The sequence below is a fragment of the Marinobacter sp. SS21 genome (assembly GCF_028369065.1).
Classification (GTDB): Bacteria; Pseudomonadota; Gammaproteobacteria; order Pseudomonadales; family Oleiphilaceae; genus Marinobacter.
Genome location: NZ_JAQNDA010000004.1, coordinates 154,619 through 167,768, shown reverse-complemented (window position 1 = coordinate 167,768; position 13,150 = coordinate 154,619). Strand labels below are relative to the sequence as shown.

Below are 13,150 nucleotides of genomic sequence, written 5' to 3'. Positions count from 1 at the left end.
TGCGGCCAGGAGGTCAGGCGCCCGGACCGCAATCCATGCAGCGCTCGACCATTTCCGGGCCGATGTGGAGGTTGTGGTTTAGGTCGCGCAGGACCGTGCGCAGTCCTTCTTCAATCACCGGGTGGTAGAACGGCATGTCCAGCATCTCGCTCACCGTCATGCGCATTTGCACCGCCCAGGCCAGCAGGTGGCCCATGTGCTCGGCCGCCGGCGCAAACATCTCGGCGCCCAGAAATAACCCCGAGCCCTGCTCGCCATACACTCGCAACAAGCCGCGGTTGCGGCCCATCACCCGGCTGCGGCCCTGGTCTTCGAACGACACCTCACCCACGCCGTAGCAGCCCTGGCAGCGCACATCCACTTGCTCAAGGGTCAACCCGATCGTGGCGATCTGGGGATCGGTGAACACCACCGCCAGCGGAACCCGTCGCAAGCCGGAACGGAGGTCAGGATACCGGCCCGCGTTGTCACCGGCAATGCGCCCCTCATCCGCCGCCTCGTGCAGCAGCGGCAGATCGTTGTTGGCGTCGCCCGCAATGAACACCGGGCGGTCGCCACATTGCAGGGTGAAACGGTCAAACTTCGGCACGCCCCCCGTATCCAGCGGCAGTTCGCCGTGCTGCAGGTCCAGGGTATCGACATTGGACCGCCGCCCGGTCGCCGCCAGCAGGTAGTCGAAGGTCTCGGTGACCTCATCACCGCCGGCGCCGGTGAACGTCACCGCCACACCGGCCCCGGTTCGCGCCACCGCCGAAACCCGGGCGTCCGGGTCCAGCGGAAACTCGGTGTTAAAAGTGGCCAGGGCATAGTCGCGAATGGCCGGATCGCGGATCGGCCCCACCGCCCCGCCGACGCCAAACATGCGCACCCGCACACCCAGCCGGTTCAGGGCCTGACCTAATTCCAGCCCGATGACTCCGGGCCCGAACACCGCCACCGACGTCGGCAGCGCCTCCAGTTCGAACAAGTCGTCGTTGACGAGGAGCCGATCCTCCGCCCCCCGTAAAAACGCCGGGACGTTCGGTCGCGAACCGGCGGCGATGACAATCCGCTCCGCCTGCAGTTCCAGCCGGTCGTCGATCACCAGCCGCTGGGGTGCGACAAAACGGGCCTGGCCCTGGACCTTGTGCTCGTCGGCAAAGTCCGCCAGCGATGCCAGCACGAAGCCGACGAAGCGGTCCCGCTCGGCACGCACCCGCGCCAGGACCGCCTTGCCATCAACCCACGGCGCGTCGGCGTGGACGCCGAACAGCGCCGCCCGGTCGATGTCATGGGCGGCGTCCGCCGCCGCAATCAGCAATTTGCTGGGCATACAGCCCACCCGGGCGCAGGTGGTTCCATGGGGGCCGGCCTCGATCAGCGCGATGCGGTCGGTGTGCTTGCGGGCGGCCCGGTAAGCCCCCAGACCGGCGGTGCCCGCGCCGATGATGGCGACGTCCACGTTACGCGTTTCCATACAGTCCTCCCCACCGTGTGGGGACGATGGCCAATAGCCATCGCCCTATGGGTTTATGCGGATAGCTCACACATTAATTCACTGTAGTTTAGCCAGGACAAGTTGGCGTGCCGCGATTAACCTGGCTCCGGAGCATCGCTGGCGTTTGCAGGCGCCCCGAATACCATCATCCCCAGCAACGAGGCTAAGAGGATCATGCACAGCTATTGGCCGGAATTTCTGACCGTCGCAATCGTTCATCTGCTCGCCGTCGCCAGCCCCGGCCCGGACTTCGCCGTGATGATTCGCCAGGCACTGTGCCAGAGCCGGCGCAATGCCCTGCTTACCGCCACCGGCATCGGCGCGGGCATCCTGGTGCATGTGACCTACTCATTGCTGGGGATCGGCCTGATCATCCAGCAGTCGCTGGTGCTGTTCAGTATCCTCAAGGTGGTGGGCGCGCTGTACCTGACCTGGATCGCCATCCAGTGCTTGCGTTCCAAGGCCGGCAGCCTGCCGGTAGACGCCGGCGATGCCCGGCCACAGAGCGGCTTCGCCGCCATCCGCCTGGGCTTTTTGACCAACGCCCTCAATCCCAAGGCCACGCTGTTCTTCGTCTCGCTGTTCTCGGTGCTGATCAGTCCGGACACCCCCATCGCCATCCAGACCGCCTATGGGCTGTATATTGCCCTCGCCACCGGGCTCTGGTTCGCCATGGTGGCCAGCTTCTTTACCCTGCCCCGGGTAAGGCGCGGGTTCAGTCGCTTCGGCCACTGGCTGGACCGGATGATGGGCGGCATCCTGGTCCTGCTGGCGGGGCAGCTGCTGTTCTCCACGGTCTCCGGCGCCAGCGAGCCGGCGCTGAGCACTAAGCACTAAGCACTAAGCACTAAGTACTAAGCGCTATGCACTTAGCGCCATCGCCATCGCCATCCCCATCGCCTCAACCTTATTGTTGACCTGTGAGTAGCACACAGGTTTACCATGACGCTTGTTGAAATAACGACGTACACAGGATTATCGATTAACCAGCGGGATCACCTTTCTTGCCACACCAGCCGCGCCACAAAGTCATCTTGACCCTGTTAATTCTGGCAGTGCTTATGCAGCCGGTACTGTCGCTCGGGCAATCAACGGTGGAAGCCACAAGCCAGAATGTTTGGGCTGCACACGCGGCCATGATGGATTGCTGCCAAGCGGTATCACCCGATACCTCCGAGCATGTTGCACAAGGTATGGCTTGTAATGACATGACATTAGCCGATTGCGCCTTCTACGCCAGTATTGGCAGTTGTGGCGCATCGGTGCCCGCACTCCTTCAAAACAGTGAAGGCGTGATCGCTCCATCCATTTCCAGGCTGAACGCCCGTGATCTCCCAAACGGCTATCTCAGCATCGTACTCGATACCTTGACCCCTCCGCCAAATTCCTCGTTGGGCTAACTCTCAGCCTTTTTTCAAAGCTTATCGGACACCGGAACGACAATCGTCGGCGCTGGTGGGCAACCGTGCGCCAATTACGAGGACTCCACCATGAATCTCATTTACTCCACCATCCTTTTATCTGCGCTGTCATTAGGCAGCCCTGTCGCATTGGCCGACAGCCGCTATTCGGAGGAGCTCCCGCCCCCCGAAAAAAGCCCTGAGGCCACCCTACCTCAGCCACAAGAGCGTGACATGGACATGATGCATCGGAACATGCACGAGATGATGCGCGGCATGTCCGCCAGCCACTCGCGCAGCATGATGCACACCTGCATGAACATGATGCTGGAATTTCAGGGCGACAAGAGTTCGCAAATTGATCACTGATTGGCGCTTGGCAAGGCGGATCCACTAACACGACCCGCCTTGCCCAACCCACTCCAGGAGCGCATCCATGCGTGTTGCATTTATCGCGGTAGTGGTCGCTATCGCCTTTAGTGCCGGTTGGTTGGCCAGTCGGCAAACTTTACCTACGTTCGAGTCAACCGCTGCCAGCGGCCAGACTGGGAGACCGCCTGACAAAGAACCTCTGTATTGGGTCGCCCCCATGGATCCCAATTATCGCCGTGATAAACCCGGCAAATCCCCAATGGGGATGGACCTGGTGCCCGTTTACGAAGAAGACACCGGTCGGGCTGATGGCGGTGTGCGGATAAGGCCCGCCGTTAGAGCCAGCCTGGGGGTCAGAACTCAGGCGGTTACCCAGGGGCCAGTTTCCGTCCCGATCCGCACGGTAGGCTACGTCACCGACGATGAGGAGGGACTGATCCATGTACATAGCCGCATTGCCGGTTGGATAGAGGTGCTGCATACCCGCTCACTGGGAGAGAAGGTACGCCGTGGCGAGCCGCTGTACGAGATCTATTCGCCCGAGCTGGTGAACGCCCAGCAGGAGTTCCTGATGTCCGAGCGCATGAACCGGGATTCGGCAGCGACCACAACGGGCGGCAAGCTAAGGGCATTGGGCATGACCGACGCCCAAATTGCCAACCTGAGAAAAACAGCACAGGTGGCCGAGCGCATCACCGTGTTTGCCCCCCGCTCCGGTTACGTGGCCTCGCTCCCAGTTCGCACCGGCATGTACGTGCGGCCAGATTCCGAGATCATGGCCATAGGCAGTCGCAGCTCGGTATGGGTGATCGCCGAGTTCTTTGAACGTCAGGCCGGTCTGGTCAGGGCCGGCCAGGCGGTCGAATTTACCACGCCCTCCATGCCAGGCACCCAATGGCAAGGCAGCCTTGATTACGTCTACCCCGAGCTGGATGCGACAACGCGAACGCTGCGGGCACGGATGCGAGTTCCCAACGGAGATGGCCGACTGCGCCCTAACATGTTCGTGGACCTTACAATGAACGCCCCCATCGGCGACAACCTTCTGACCATCCCTCGCCAGGCACTGATCCAGCGTAGTGATCGCCAGCACGTGCTAGTGGCCGAAGACGACGGCTATTTTCGCCCAGCGCTCGTCACTACTGGCCAAGAAGCCGGTGACCGAGTTGTGATTGAGGGAGGACTTGAGCCGGGTCAGAAAGTGGTCGTGTCCGCCCAATTTCTCATCGACTCCGAGACCAACCTTGAGGCCGCCCTGCTGCGACTTGAAACAGAGGAGCAACGTGCTAGCGATGCTGGTTCAGATAACTCGTCGTCAGAGCTGATCGGGGGCGTAGGACGGATTGCAGAACTAGACACCGAAAGCAACTCGATCACCCTTGATCATGCCCCCATCGACAAACTGAACTGGCCCGCCATGATCATGGCGTTTGATCTTGCCAAGTCCGTGAGCACCGACACTCTCGCCCTCGGTCAGCTCGTCAACTTCAGCTTTCGAGAGACACCGGAAGGCTACCTAGTCGAAAGCGTTCAACCAGCGCAAGACGCGCAATAACTCTGGAGAAAGCGATGCACCTAAACACCTTACTAACTGTACTTGTACTCGGGTCAACCGTGGCCCCCTCCCTGGCGGTCGCGGAAGACACCCACGGTTCCATGCCTGGCATGGCCACCCAAGCATCAATGGACCCGGTTCAGGGCCGGGGCGTGATCACCGCGATCAACGCCGACAAGCGCCAAGTCACCCTCGATCACGAGCCAATTGCAGAGCTCAACTGGCCACGCATGACTATGGGGTTTTCCATCGCGCCAGAGGTGGATCTGGACGGCCTGAACAAGGGTGACGTCGTTACCTTTACCCTGACGCCAACCGGAAAAGGCCAGCAGTTGACGACCATCAGCAAGCAATAACGAATGTCCGGGAGCGGAGCCTGGTGCCTGGTGCCTGCTCCCGGCAACCAACAAGCCGGATTCCGCTCATGATTAACGCCATTATCCAGTGGTCGCTTCATAATCGATTTTTTATAGTGCTTGCCACCCTTATATTGACGGGCTGGGGAGGCTATTCCATCAGAGAAACGCCCATTGATGCCATACCGGACCTGTCGGATGTGCAGGTGATCATCAAGACCTCCTATCCGGGCCAGGCACCACAAGTGGTAGAGGATCAGGTCACCTACCCACTCACCACCGCCATGCTCTCAGTGCCGGGCGCCAAGACCGTTCGGGGCTATTCGTTCTTCGGCGATTCCTTTGTCTATGTGATTTTTGATGACGACACCGATCTGTACTGGGCCCGGTCTCGGGTGCTGGAATACCTAAGCCAGGTTGCCGGGCAACTACCCGACGCCGCCAAACCGGAACTGGGGCCGGACGCCACCGGTGTAGGCTGGGTTTATTCCTACGCCCTGCTTGACCGCAGTGGTCAGCATGACTTGGCGGAACTGCGGGCTATACAGGACTGGTTCCTGAAATTTGAACTGCAAACCGTGCCCGGAGTCTCCGAAGTGGCCAGTGTGGGCGGCATGGTCAAGCAGTATCAGGTGGTGGTGGACCCAAACCGACTGCGCGCCCACGACATCACCCTGCAGCGAATCCATGCCGCCATCCATCAAGCCAATCAGGAAACCGGCGCATCGGTGGTGGAAATGGCCGAGGCGGAGTACATGGTTCGCGTCACCGGCTACCTACAGAACGAAGCCGACCTGCGCCGGGTGCCACTTGGTGTAAATGATAATGGCAAGCCTTTGTTATTGAGCGATGTGGCGGAGATCCAACTCGGCCCCCAAATGCGCCGGGGCATTGCCGAACTGGACGGCGAAGGGGAAGTGGCCGGTGGTATCGTGGTGATGCGTTTCGGAGAAAACGCCCTCGAAACCATCAACGGCGTAAAGCAACGCCTGAACGACATCAAGGCCAGCCTGCCGAACGGCGTTGAAGTGGTGCCCACCTACGACCGCTCCACGCTGATCAATAACGCCGTGGACAACCTGTACGGTAAGTTGCTGAAGGAATTTCTGCTCGTCGTCGTGATCTGCGCAGTGTTCCTGTTCCACCTGCGCTCGTCGTTGGTGATCATCGTCAGCTTGCCAGTGGGTATCCTCGCCGCCTTTGTGGTCATGCACGCCCAAGGCATTAACGCCAATATCATGTCTCTCGGTGGCATTGCCATCGCCATCGGCGCCATGGTTGATGGCGCCATCGTGATGGTGGAAAACGTTCATAAGCACATGGAACGCACGCCCCTCTTGACGGAAAATCGGTGGGGAGTGATCGCACAGGCCGCCGGTGAAGTGGGACCCGCGCTGTTCTTCTCGCTGATGATCATTACCGTGAGTTTTCTGCCGGTGTTCACCCTGGAGGCCCAGGAAGGAAAGCTCTTTGCGCCCCTGGCCTTTACCAAAACCTACGCCATGGCAGCTGCCGCCGGGCTTGCCATCACCTTGGTGCCGGTACTGATGGGATACTTTATCCGCGGCAAGGTACTGCCAGAGCACCGCAACCCCATCAACCGACTGCTGACTGCCAGCTATACGCCGGTCATCGCATGGGCACTGCGGCGGCCATTGCTGACCCTTGCCGGTGGCCTGATGATACTGGTGGTGGGCTTCTGGCCAACCAACAAACTGGGCAGTGAATTCATGCCACCGCTGGACGAAGGGGACCTGATGTACATGCCCACCACTTACCCCGGCATCTCCATTGGCAAGGCGCGGCAGATTTTGCAGCAAACCGACAAGCTAATCGCCACTGTTCCGGAAGTGGAAACGGTCTTCGGCAAGATCGGTCGCGCCGAAACCGCCACTGACCCCGCCCCCCTGACGATGATCGAAACCTTTATTCAGCTCAAGCCCCGGGACCAATGGCGACCCGGAATCACACCGGAGTCCCTGCGCGAAGAGCTGGACAAGGCGGTCAAACTTCCCGGCCTCACCAACGCCTGGGTCATGCCGATCAAAACCCGCATCGACATGCTGTCCACCGGCATCAAGACCCCGGTGGGCATCAAGGTCGCCGGGCCAGACCTGGCGGTAATACAGGAGATTGGTGTCGCACTGGAGCTGGTGCTGTCCGGCATTCCCGGCACTGCCTCCGTCTTTTCCGAGCGTGTCGCCGGTGGCCGCTACATCAAGGTGGACATCCAGCGCGAGGCCGCCGCCCGTTTCGGACTGAATATCGCAGATATCCAATCGGTGGTGCGAACCGCCATTGGTGGCATGAACGTAACCAGCACCGTAGAAGGCCTGGAGCGTTACCCCGTCAATCTCCGCTACCCTCAAGGCTACCGGGATTCAGTTGAACAGATGCGATTGCTTCCGCTCATCACCCCCAACGGCCAGCGTATCGCCCTCGCGGACGTGGCAGACATCCGGATCGACCAGGGGCCACCCATGATCAAATCGGAAAATGCCCGCCTCAACGGCTGGACCCTGGTGGATATCGACGGTCGTGATCTGGGCAGCTGGGTCACCGAAGCCCAAGCCCGGGTACGGGATCAGGTGGCCCTGCCTCCTGGCTACTCCCTCGCCTGGTCGGGCCAGTACGAATATATGCAGCGAGCCAAGGAGCGTCTGACCCTGGTAGTCCCCTTAACGCTAGCCATTATCATAATCCTGCTCTACCTGAATTTCCGCAATCTGACCGAAGTAGGCATTATCCTCGGAACCCTGCCGTTTGGCATGATCGGTGGCGTCTGGCTGATGTATCTGCTGGACTACAATCTTTCGGTCGCGGTCATCGTAGGTTTTATAGCCCTTGCAGGGGTAGCGGTGGAAATCGGCGTGCTCATGCTCGTATATCTGAATCAATCCCTGCATAACGCGTTGGAATCGGTGGATCACCAACCGGCCGAGCTTTCATCGCACGCCCTGCGCCGGGCGATCAGCCAAGGTGCAGCGCAGCGGGTGCGGCCGATCATGATGACCTTCGCCGCTATTGTCGCCGGCCTGATACCCATCATGCTGGGCAGCGGTACCGGTTCGGAGGTCATGCAGCGCATTGCCGGCCCCATGATCGGCGGCATGGTGACTACGCTGCTGCTGACGCTGCTACTGATCCCGGTGATTTTCTATCTCTGGCAGCGCGCACGACTGACCAAACTCGCCAGAAAAACAGACGCTCAATAATCCGATGGCAGGTGATCAGAACCCTGCGGCTGTGCCTGCAGATTTCAGCGTCCCTGAACGCACCAGCTCGGGCCACGGTGGATCGGAATTTCGTTTGGTAATGACGGTTTCCGACCTGCTTTATGGCCGCCAGCGCTCGACCCGGCTTGCATCAGAATTCACTGTCCACAGGGTCTGATCGGCATCGACCGCAACCGACACATGGGATTGTGCCGGACCCTGGGAAAGGGTGCCGAACGCCGTGAGGAAACGCCCCCACGGGGTAAATTTCTGGATGCGGTCGTTGTAAAAGTCGGCAACGTAGACCATCCCGTCTGGACCGACCGCCACCGATGTCACGACGCTAAACCACCCCTTGAATGGCCCATGGATGTTCATCGCAAACGGACCGCCCCATTTGTGGACGAACTCGCCGTCGCGGCTGAACTGCAGGACCCTATCGTTGTAGCCGTCAGCCACGTAGAAGCCACCATCGAGCGCCACGGCTACATCGGTGGGATAGTTGAACGCCCCTGGGCCGATACCCCGCCCATTCCAGCTCTCAAGCCGTTTGCCAGCAGGGTCAAGGTGGACAACTCGCTGGCCATAGGTATCAGCAATCAGCAGTGTGCCGTCGGGGCGCACCGCAACACCGCCAGGACTGGTTAAGCCATCGTCTGCCTCAATCGCCCGGCGGTATTCACCATCCAGAGTGAAGACATGGATGACGTCCTTGAAATAGTCAGGCACGTAGAGCCTGTCGCCGGCGATCGCCAAATTCATTGGACGACCCAACACCGTGCTGCCAAAGCCCCGTTTGTACCGACCCAGTTTATCGAAGACCTGAATACGGCTGTTGCCGGCATCTGCAACGAAAACCTCATCGGCCGTCACAGCAATACCGGTGGGGTTATTGAATTGACCCCGGCCGTGGCCTTGCTCGCCCCAGTGCCGGGCCAGTACATAGGATGGCTCCCGGTGCCAGTTAAGCGCACCTCCCGCCCACGCCAAAACGACGAGCAGTGCCAGAATAGCTAAGGTGCCGTAGCCCAGCCAAGGGCCAAACCTGACCATCCCCTGCCTCCAATGCTAGAAATTGCGACGAAATCCCACCCGCACGATGTAATCGTCCTGGATCGCGGCTCCATTCGGGGCTTCCGCCACGGGCAGCTGCACCGTGCCTTCAACGATCCAACGCCGGTTGACGTATTGCAGCCCCGGTGCCAACAACCACTGTGTACCGCCGGATTCAGTCCTGGTAGCGCCGCCAATTTCATCTCGCTCACGGTGGATGAGGTTGGATTCAAACAGGGCATAGACGAAATCTGGCGTTCCGGCCAGGTCGTTCATGCGCGGGGGCCAAATCCGATACTGCAGCGAGGCATCGAAGTGCATTTCGTCGCCGCGCGCGAAGCCGTCGTGGCGACCGTTCTCATGGTAGAGCAACTGCGCATCCAGCTGGTACTGCAGGGTTTGGTAGGTGACCACCAGGCCGCCAAAGGCATCCCAGGCGCCATCACCGGTCTGCAGCGGTCGCGGCAGTTCGCCGAGGGAATCGCGGTCGTTGTCTTCGCCGGTGGGCGCCGTCACACCGAACACCGGTGCTATACGCAGGGTACCGCCGGTGAAGTCGTCCTGGAGAATCGTGTAGCGGCCGAAAACCGACACATCGCCCATGCCACGGGTGTCACGCTCAACCCGGCCCATTGACGAGGTAACGTCTAACGCCTTGTTGTAAAAGTAAGGCACTGCCCCGAACAGGGCGAGCTTTGACGTGACGCCATAACCCAGAACACTAACCAGTGCCCGTATCGACACCTCGCGATCCATGGTGCCACCACCGGAGCGCTCACGAAGCACCAGTTGCTCGCGCCACAGGTATTGCCCCTCGGCCACTGGCAGAGCGGTGTTGGAGGTGTTGGGAGCGGCCAGCGCCGGGTTTCCCCCGGACAGTAGCAAGACGCTAACCAGCAGTGACCTACCCATTGGGTAGCCGTCACTGCGCATCGTTAGCTCCGGTTTTGGCCACGGAGAATGATCGCAGAGTGAAGCCAGCCTCCGCGACTGCCTGACGCGCCTGCTCCTCGGTGAGCGTCTTGCCCTCTTGCAGGGTTACTCGTACCACACCATCAGCGACTTCGACCTCGATGCCGGTGACGCCCTCAACTTTGGTCAACCGCTTCTCGACACCGAAGGCGCAGAACGGGCAGGCCAGACCATCCACGCCAAGAATGTAGTGATTGTCGACCGCGAGCGCGACGACGCTGAACGCCAACGCCGCTAAGGACAAAGACAGCTTCTTAACCATCACGGCGCCCTTTTCTTATGAACCGTGTCATTGTACAACCTGGCACCTACTCCCAAGTCAAGGCACCTTAGCCCGTCAATACCTATCAAGTCACCGGCCACGAGGCTTTTGTAGCCCTAGGGCCTAGCACCGTCGATGAGCAAGACGTCCCTCTCGAGCCACACGACTGTACGGGGTGATACGATCCGGCGAACCCCACCACGCCCTCCCCATCAGCGATGAGCCGATTCAACCAGCCCGGCTCGGCCCAGGCTCATCGGCACAACGGTTACAGCGAACGCAACAGCGCCTCGGTCTGCGCCCAGCCAAGGCACGGATCGGTAATGGAGCAGCCGTACACCAGCTCATCGCCGTCGTCCTGCCGCCCCGGCTGCAGGAAGCTCTCCAGCATCAAGCCACGAATGTGATCGTTGCCCGCCCGTTTCTGGGCGATCACCTCCCGGGCGATGTCCAGCTGGCGTTCGGCCTGCTTGCGGGCGTTATCGTGGCTGCAGTCCACCATGATCGCCGGGGAGACACCGGCGGCGGTGAGCGCCGCCACCGCCTCGGCAATGCTGTCGGCGTCGTAATTGGTGAGCCCCCGGCCGCCGCGCAACACCAAGTGAGTATCCGGGTTGCCCGCGGTGGTGACCATGGCCGGTACACCGGCGTCGGTCATGCCCAGGCGATGATGACCGTGGGCCGCCGATGTCATGGCATTGATCGCCACCGTCATGCCGCCGTCGGTGCCGTTCTTGAAACCCACCGGCATCGGCAAGCCACTGACCAGCTCGCGATGGATCTGGGATTCGGTGGTGCGGGCGCCGATGGCGCTCCAGCTCACCAGGTCCGCCAGGTAATCCATGGCCATGGGGCTGAGGGCCTCGGTGGCTAGGGGCAGCCCCAGCTCGGCCAGGTTCAGCAGCAGCCGGCGACAGCGGATCAAGCCCTCATGCAGATCGCCCTCTCCGGTTCGCGCCGGATCGTACAGCAGCCCCTTCCAGCCGACCGTGGTGCGGGGCTTCTCCAGGTAGGCGCGCATGACGATCAGGAATCGGTCACTGACCTGATCCGCCAGCGCCGCCAGTTTTTCGCCGTACTCCAGCGCAGCCACCTCATCGTGAATGGAGCAGGGCCCCACCACCACCAGGGTGCGGGGATCGTCGCCGTACAGGACCCGGCGAACGCTCTGCCGGTGCCGCTCAATTTGCTGGCCAAGCACGGCAGGCACCGGCATGTCGTGGCGCAGCTGCTGGGGTGTGGGCAGGATCATGGTGCGGGTCTCCTTGTCGATGGCCGAGACGGCGGTTGCTCCTGCCCGGGCGGGCATTTCCGTGGTTTCCCGGGAATCCATGGTTTCCATGGTTTCGATGTTCAACGGCATGTTCATGGTCAGTGTTTCCATTTCCCTAATCCAGAATCAAAAAAGCCCCGGCTGGGCTACCAGTCGGGGCTTGTTGAGTCCGGTGGCAGCCTGGGTTCCTGCCGGGCTGCCTTCCTCGTTATTCGGTCGATGAAGATCTTATGGACGGCCCGGGCTCTGGCTAAAATAAAAGCCATAACCAAACCACCAGAAAAACACAGCAGCGACCTCAGCCATCGGTACCGAGATGGCTGACAAAACATTCAATTGACAGGTCGAGTGTGAGGTCTTCATGCTCAACAATATATAATCCGGGTTTTACCCATTGCAACCCATTTGCGCAAATTCCCCTGATTTTGGTTGGACACGCCCATGCTAACCGTTCGTTTCTGGCTGACCTTCGTACTGGCCCTGCTACTCGCTTCCCCATCGATGGCGGCAATCGAGACACGCAACTATGAGCTGCACCATAGCCCCGCCGAGGACGTGGCCCTCCAGCTGCGGACCCTGTATCCCGGCGACCAGGCAGCCATCACCGCCCATGGCCAGCGCATGGTGATTCGCGCAGACACCGTGATTCTCGATGAGATCGGCCAGCTCATCGACACCATGGACGTCGCCCCGGTCCAGTTGCGCATCACCGTACGCAGCGGCGGCACCGACAACGGGGTGCACCGCGGCGGCAGTGTCAGCGTGCAGGATGGCCGCGTCACCGTCAGCGCCGAGAGCCGAACCACCACCACCCGTCGCCAACGGGAACAGACCCTGGTGATTCTGGATGGTCAATCCGCCCATATTCACTCAGGCCAGGTACGCGTGCTGCCGCTGGCGCTGCAGGGCGGCTTCAACCCTGCGGTGCTGTATCAACAGGTGCCCATTCGCAGCGGCTTTGTGGTGAGCCCCCGGGTGATCTCGGGGCAACAGGTGGAACTGAGCGTAATGGCCTTCGACAACATGCCGGTCAGCGAGCAGCCGGGTTATCAAACCGAGGCGGTGATGACCTCTCGCCGGGTCGCCCCGGGCACCTGGGTGGACCTGGGCAGCAGCAGCCAAAGCTCCGTGCGTTCGGAGCGGGGTATCGTGTATCAGGTTGGCAATGATGGTCAGGGCGGACAGCGATTTCAGGTTCGCATCGACCTGCTCTAG

General features: G+C 60.8%; 12 protein-coding genes. 7 read left to right on the top strand and 5 right to left on the bottom strand.

Going from position 1 to position 13,150, the window contains the following annotated elements:
* Window positions 1-13: 13 nt before the first annotated feature.
* Entirely contained in the window at window positions 14-1,456 is a 1,443-nt protein-coding gene (locus tag N6L25_RS07235; protein ID WP_271979129.1) for a dihydrolipoyl dehydrogenase, read from the bottom strand.
* A 195-nt stretch (window positions 1,457-1,651) separates the two neighbouring features.
* On the opposite strand from N6L25_RS07235, the gene N6L25_RS07230 reads away from it, so the two are divergent.
* The 6 genes from N6L25_RS07230 (at window position 1,652) to N6L25_RS07205 (ending at window position 8,375) form a co-directional block, all read left to right on the top strand.
* On the top strand, window positions 1,652-2,314 hold the full coding sequence (locus tag N6L25_RS07230; protein WP_271979128.1) for a LysE family translocator: 663 nt from the start codon (window positions 1,652-1,654) through the stop codon (window positions 2,312-2,314).
* A 224-nt stretch (window positions 2,315-2,538) separates the two neighbouring features.
* Window positions 2,539-2,877 (top strand): hypothetical protein, encoded by a 339-nt coding sequence (locus tag N6L25_RS07225; protein WP_271979127.1) that lies wholly within the window; start codon window positions 2,539-2,541, stop codon window positions 2,875-2,877.
* A 90-nt stretch (window positions 2,878-2,967) separates the two neighbouring features.
* Window positions 2,968-3,246, top strand: a complete 279-nt coding sequence (locus N6L25_RS07220) for a hypothetical protein (protein WP_271979125.1) — start codon at window positions 2,968-2,970, stop codon at window positions 3,244-3,246.
* Window positions 3,247-3,313: 67 nt separating this feature from the next.
* Entirely contained in the window at window positions 3,314-4,804 is a 1,491-nt protein-coding gene (locus N6L25_RS07215; RefSeq protein WP_271979124.1) for an efflux RND transporter periplasmic adaptor subunit, read from the top strand.
* 14 nt (window positions 4,805-4,818) lie between these two features.
* Entirely contained in the window at window positions 4,819-5,160 is a 342-nt protein-coding gene (locus N6L25_RS07210) for a copper-binding protein (RefSeq protein ID WP_271979123.1), read from the top strand.
* A 68-nt stretch (window positions 5,161-5,228) separates the two neighbouring features.
* Window positions 5,229-8,375, top strand: a complete 3,147-nt coding sequence (locus N6L25_RS07205) for an efflux RND transporter permease subunit (RefSeq protein ID WP_271979122.1) — start codon at window positions 5,229-5,231, stop codon at window positions 8,373-8,375.
* Window positions 8,376-8,495: 120 nt separating this feature from the next.
* On the opposite strand, the gene N6L25_RS07200 is transcribed toward N6L25_RS07205, so the two are convergent.
* The 4 genes from N6L25_RS07200 to N6L25_RS07185 form a co-directional block, all read right to left on the bottom strand.
* On the bottom strand, window positions 8,496-9,428 hold the full coding sequence (locus N6L25_RS07200) for a 6-bladed beta-propeller (protein ID WP_271979121.1): 933 nt from the start codon (window positions 9,426-9,428) through the stop codon (window positions 8,496-8,498).
* 15 nt (window positions 9,429-9,443) lie between these two features.
* On the bottom strand, window positions 9,444-10,361 hold the full coding sequence (locus tag N6L25_RS07195) for a transporter (RefSeq protein WP_271979119.1): 918 nt from the start codon (window positions 10,359-10,361) through the stop codon (window positions 9,444-9,446).
* Window positions 10,351-10,662, bottom strand: coding sequence for a heavy-metal-associated domain-containing protein (locus tag N6L25_RS07190; RefSeq protein ID WP_271979118.1), 312 nt, complete (start codon window positions 10,660-10,662; stop codon window positions 10,351-10,353). Before N6L25_RS07190 ends, N6L25_RS07195 begins: the two co-directional genes overlap by 11 nt.
* A 268-nt stretch (window positions 10,663-10,930) precedes the next feature.
* The gene (locus N6L25_RS07185; protein ID WP_271979301.1) at window positions 10,931-11,971 is read right to left on the bottom strand and encodes a 3-deoxy-7-phosphoheptulonate synthase; all 1,041 of its coding nucleotides are present in this window, start codon (window positions 11,969-11,971) and stop codon (window positions 10,931-10,933) included.
* 405 nt (window positions 11,972-12,376) lie between these two features.
* On the opposite strand from N6L25_RS07185, the gene N6L25_RS07180 reads away from it, so the two are divergent.
* Complete coding sequence (locus N6L25_RS07180; RefSeq protein ID WP_271979117.1) at window positions 12,377-13,150, top strand: secretin; 774 nt, start codon at window positions 12,377-12,379, stop codon at window positions 13,148-13,150.

Coding starts and splice junctions, on each gene's coding strand:
- N6L25_RS07195 (WP_271979119.1), bottom strand. CDS start 10,361: ATGCGCAGTGACGGCTACCCAATGGGTAGGTCACTGCTGGTTAGCGTC.
- N6L25_RS07215 (WP_271979124.1), top strand. CDS start 3,314: ATGCGTGTTGCATTTATCGCGGTAGTGGTCGCTATCGCCTTTAGTGCC.
- N6L25_RS07230 (WP_271979128.1), top strand. CDS start 1,652: ATGCACAGCTATTGGCCGGAATTTCTGACCGTCGCAATCGTTCATCTG.
- N6L25_RS07210 (WP_271979123.1), top strand. CDS start 4,819: ATGCACCTAAACACCTTACTAACTGTACTTGTACTCGGGTCAACCGTG.
- N6L25_RS07235 (WP_271979129.1), bottom strand. CDS start 1,456: ATGGAAACGCGTAACGTGGACGTCGCCATCATCGGCGCGGGCACCGCC.
- N6L25_RS07225 (WP_271979127.1), top strand. CDS start 2,539: ATGCAGCCGGTACTGTCGCTCGGGCAATCAACGGTGGAAGCCACAAGC.
- N6L25_RS07185 (WP_271979301.1), bottom strand. CDS start 11,971: ATGCCCGCCCGGGCAGGAGCAACCGCCGTCTCGGCCATCGACAAGGAG.
- N6L25_RS07180 (WP_271979117.1), top strand. CDS start 12,377: ATGCTAACCGTTCGTTTCTGGCTGACCTTCGTACTGGCCCTGCTACTC.
- N6L25_RS07190 (WP_271979118.1), bottom strand. CDS start 10,662: ATGGTTAAGAAGCTGTCTTTGTCCTTAGCGGCGTTGGCGTTCAGCGTC.
- N6L25_RS07220 (WP_271979125.1), top strand. CDS start 2,968: ATGAATCTCATTTACTCCACCATCCTTTTATCTGCGCTGTCATTAGGC.
- N6L25_RS07200 (WP_271979121.1), bottom strand. CDS start 9,428: ATGGTCAGGTTTGGCCCTTGGCTGGGCTACGGCACCTTAGCTATTCTG.
- N6L25_RS07205 (WP_271979122.1), top strand. CDS start 5,229: ATGATTAACGCCATTATCCAGTGGTCGCTTCATAATCGATTTTTTATA.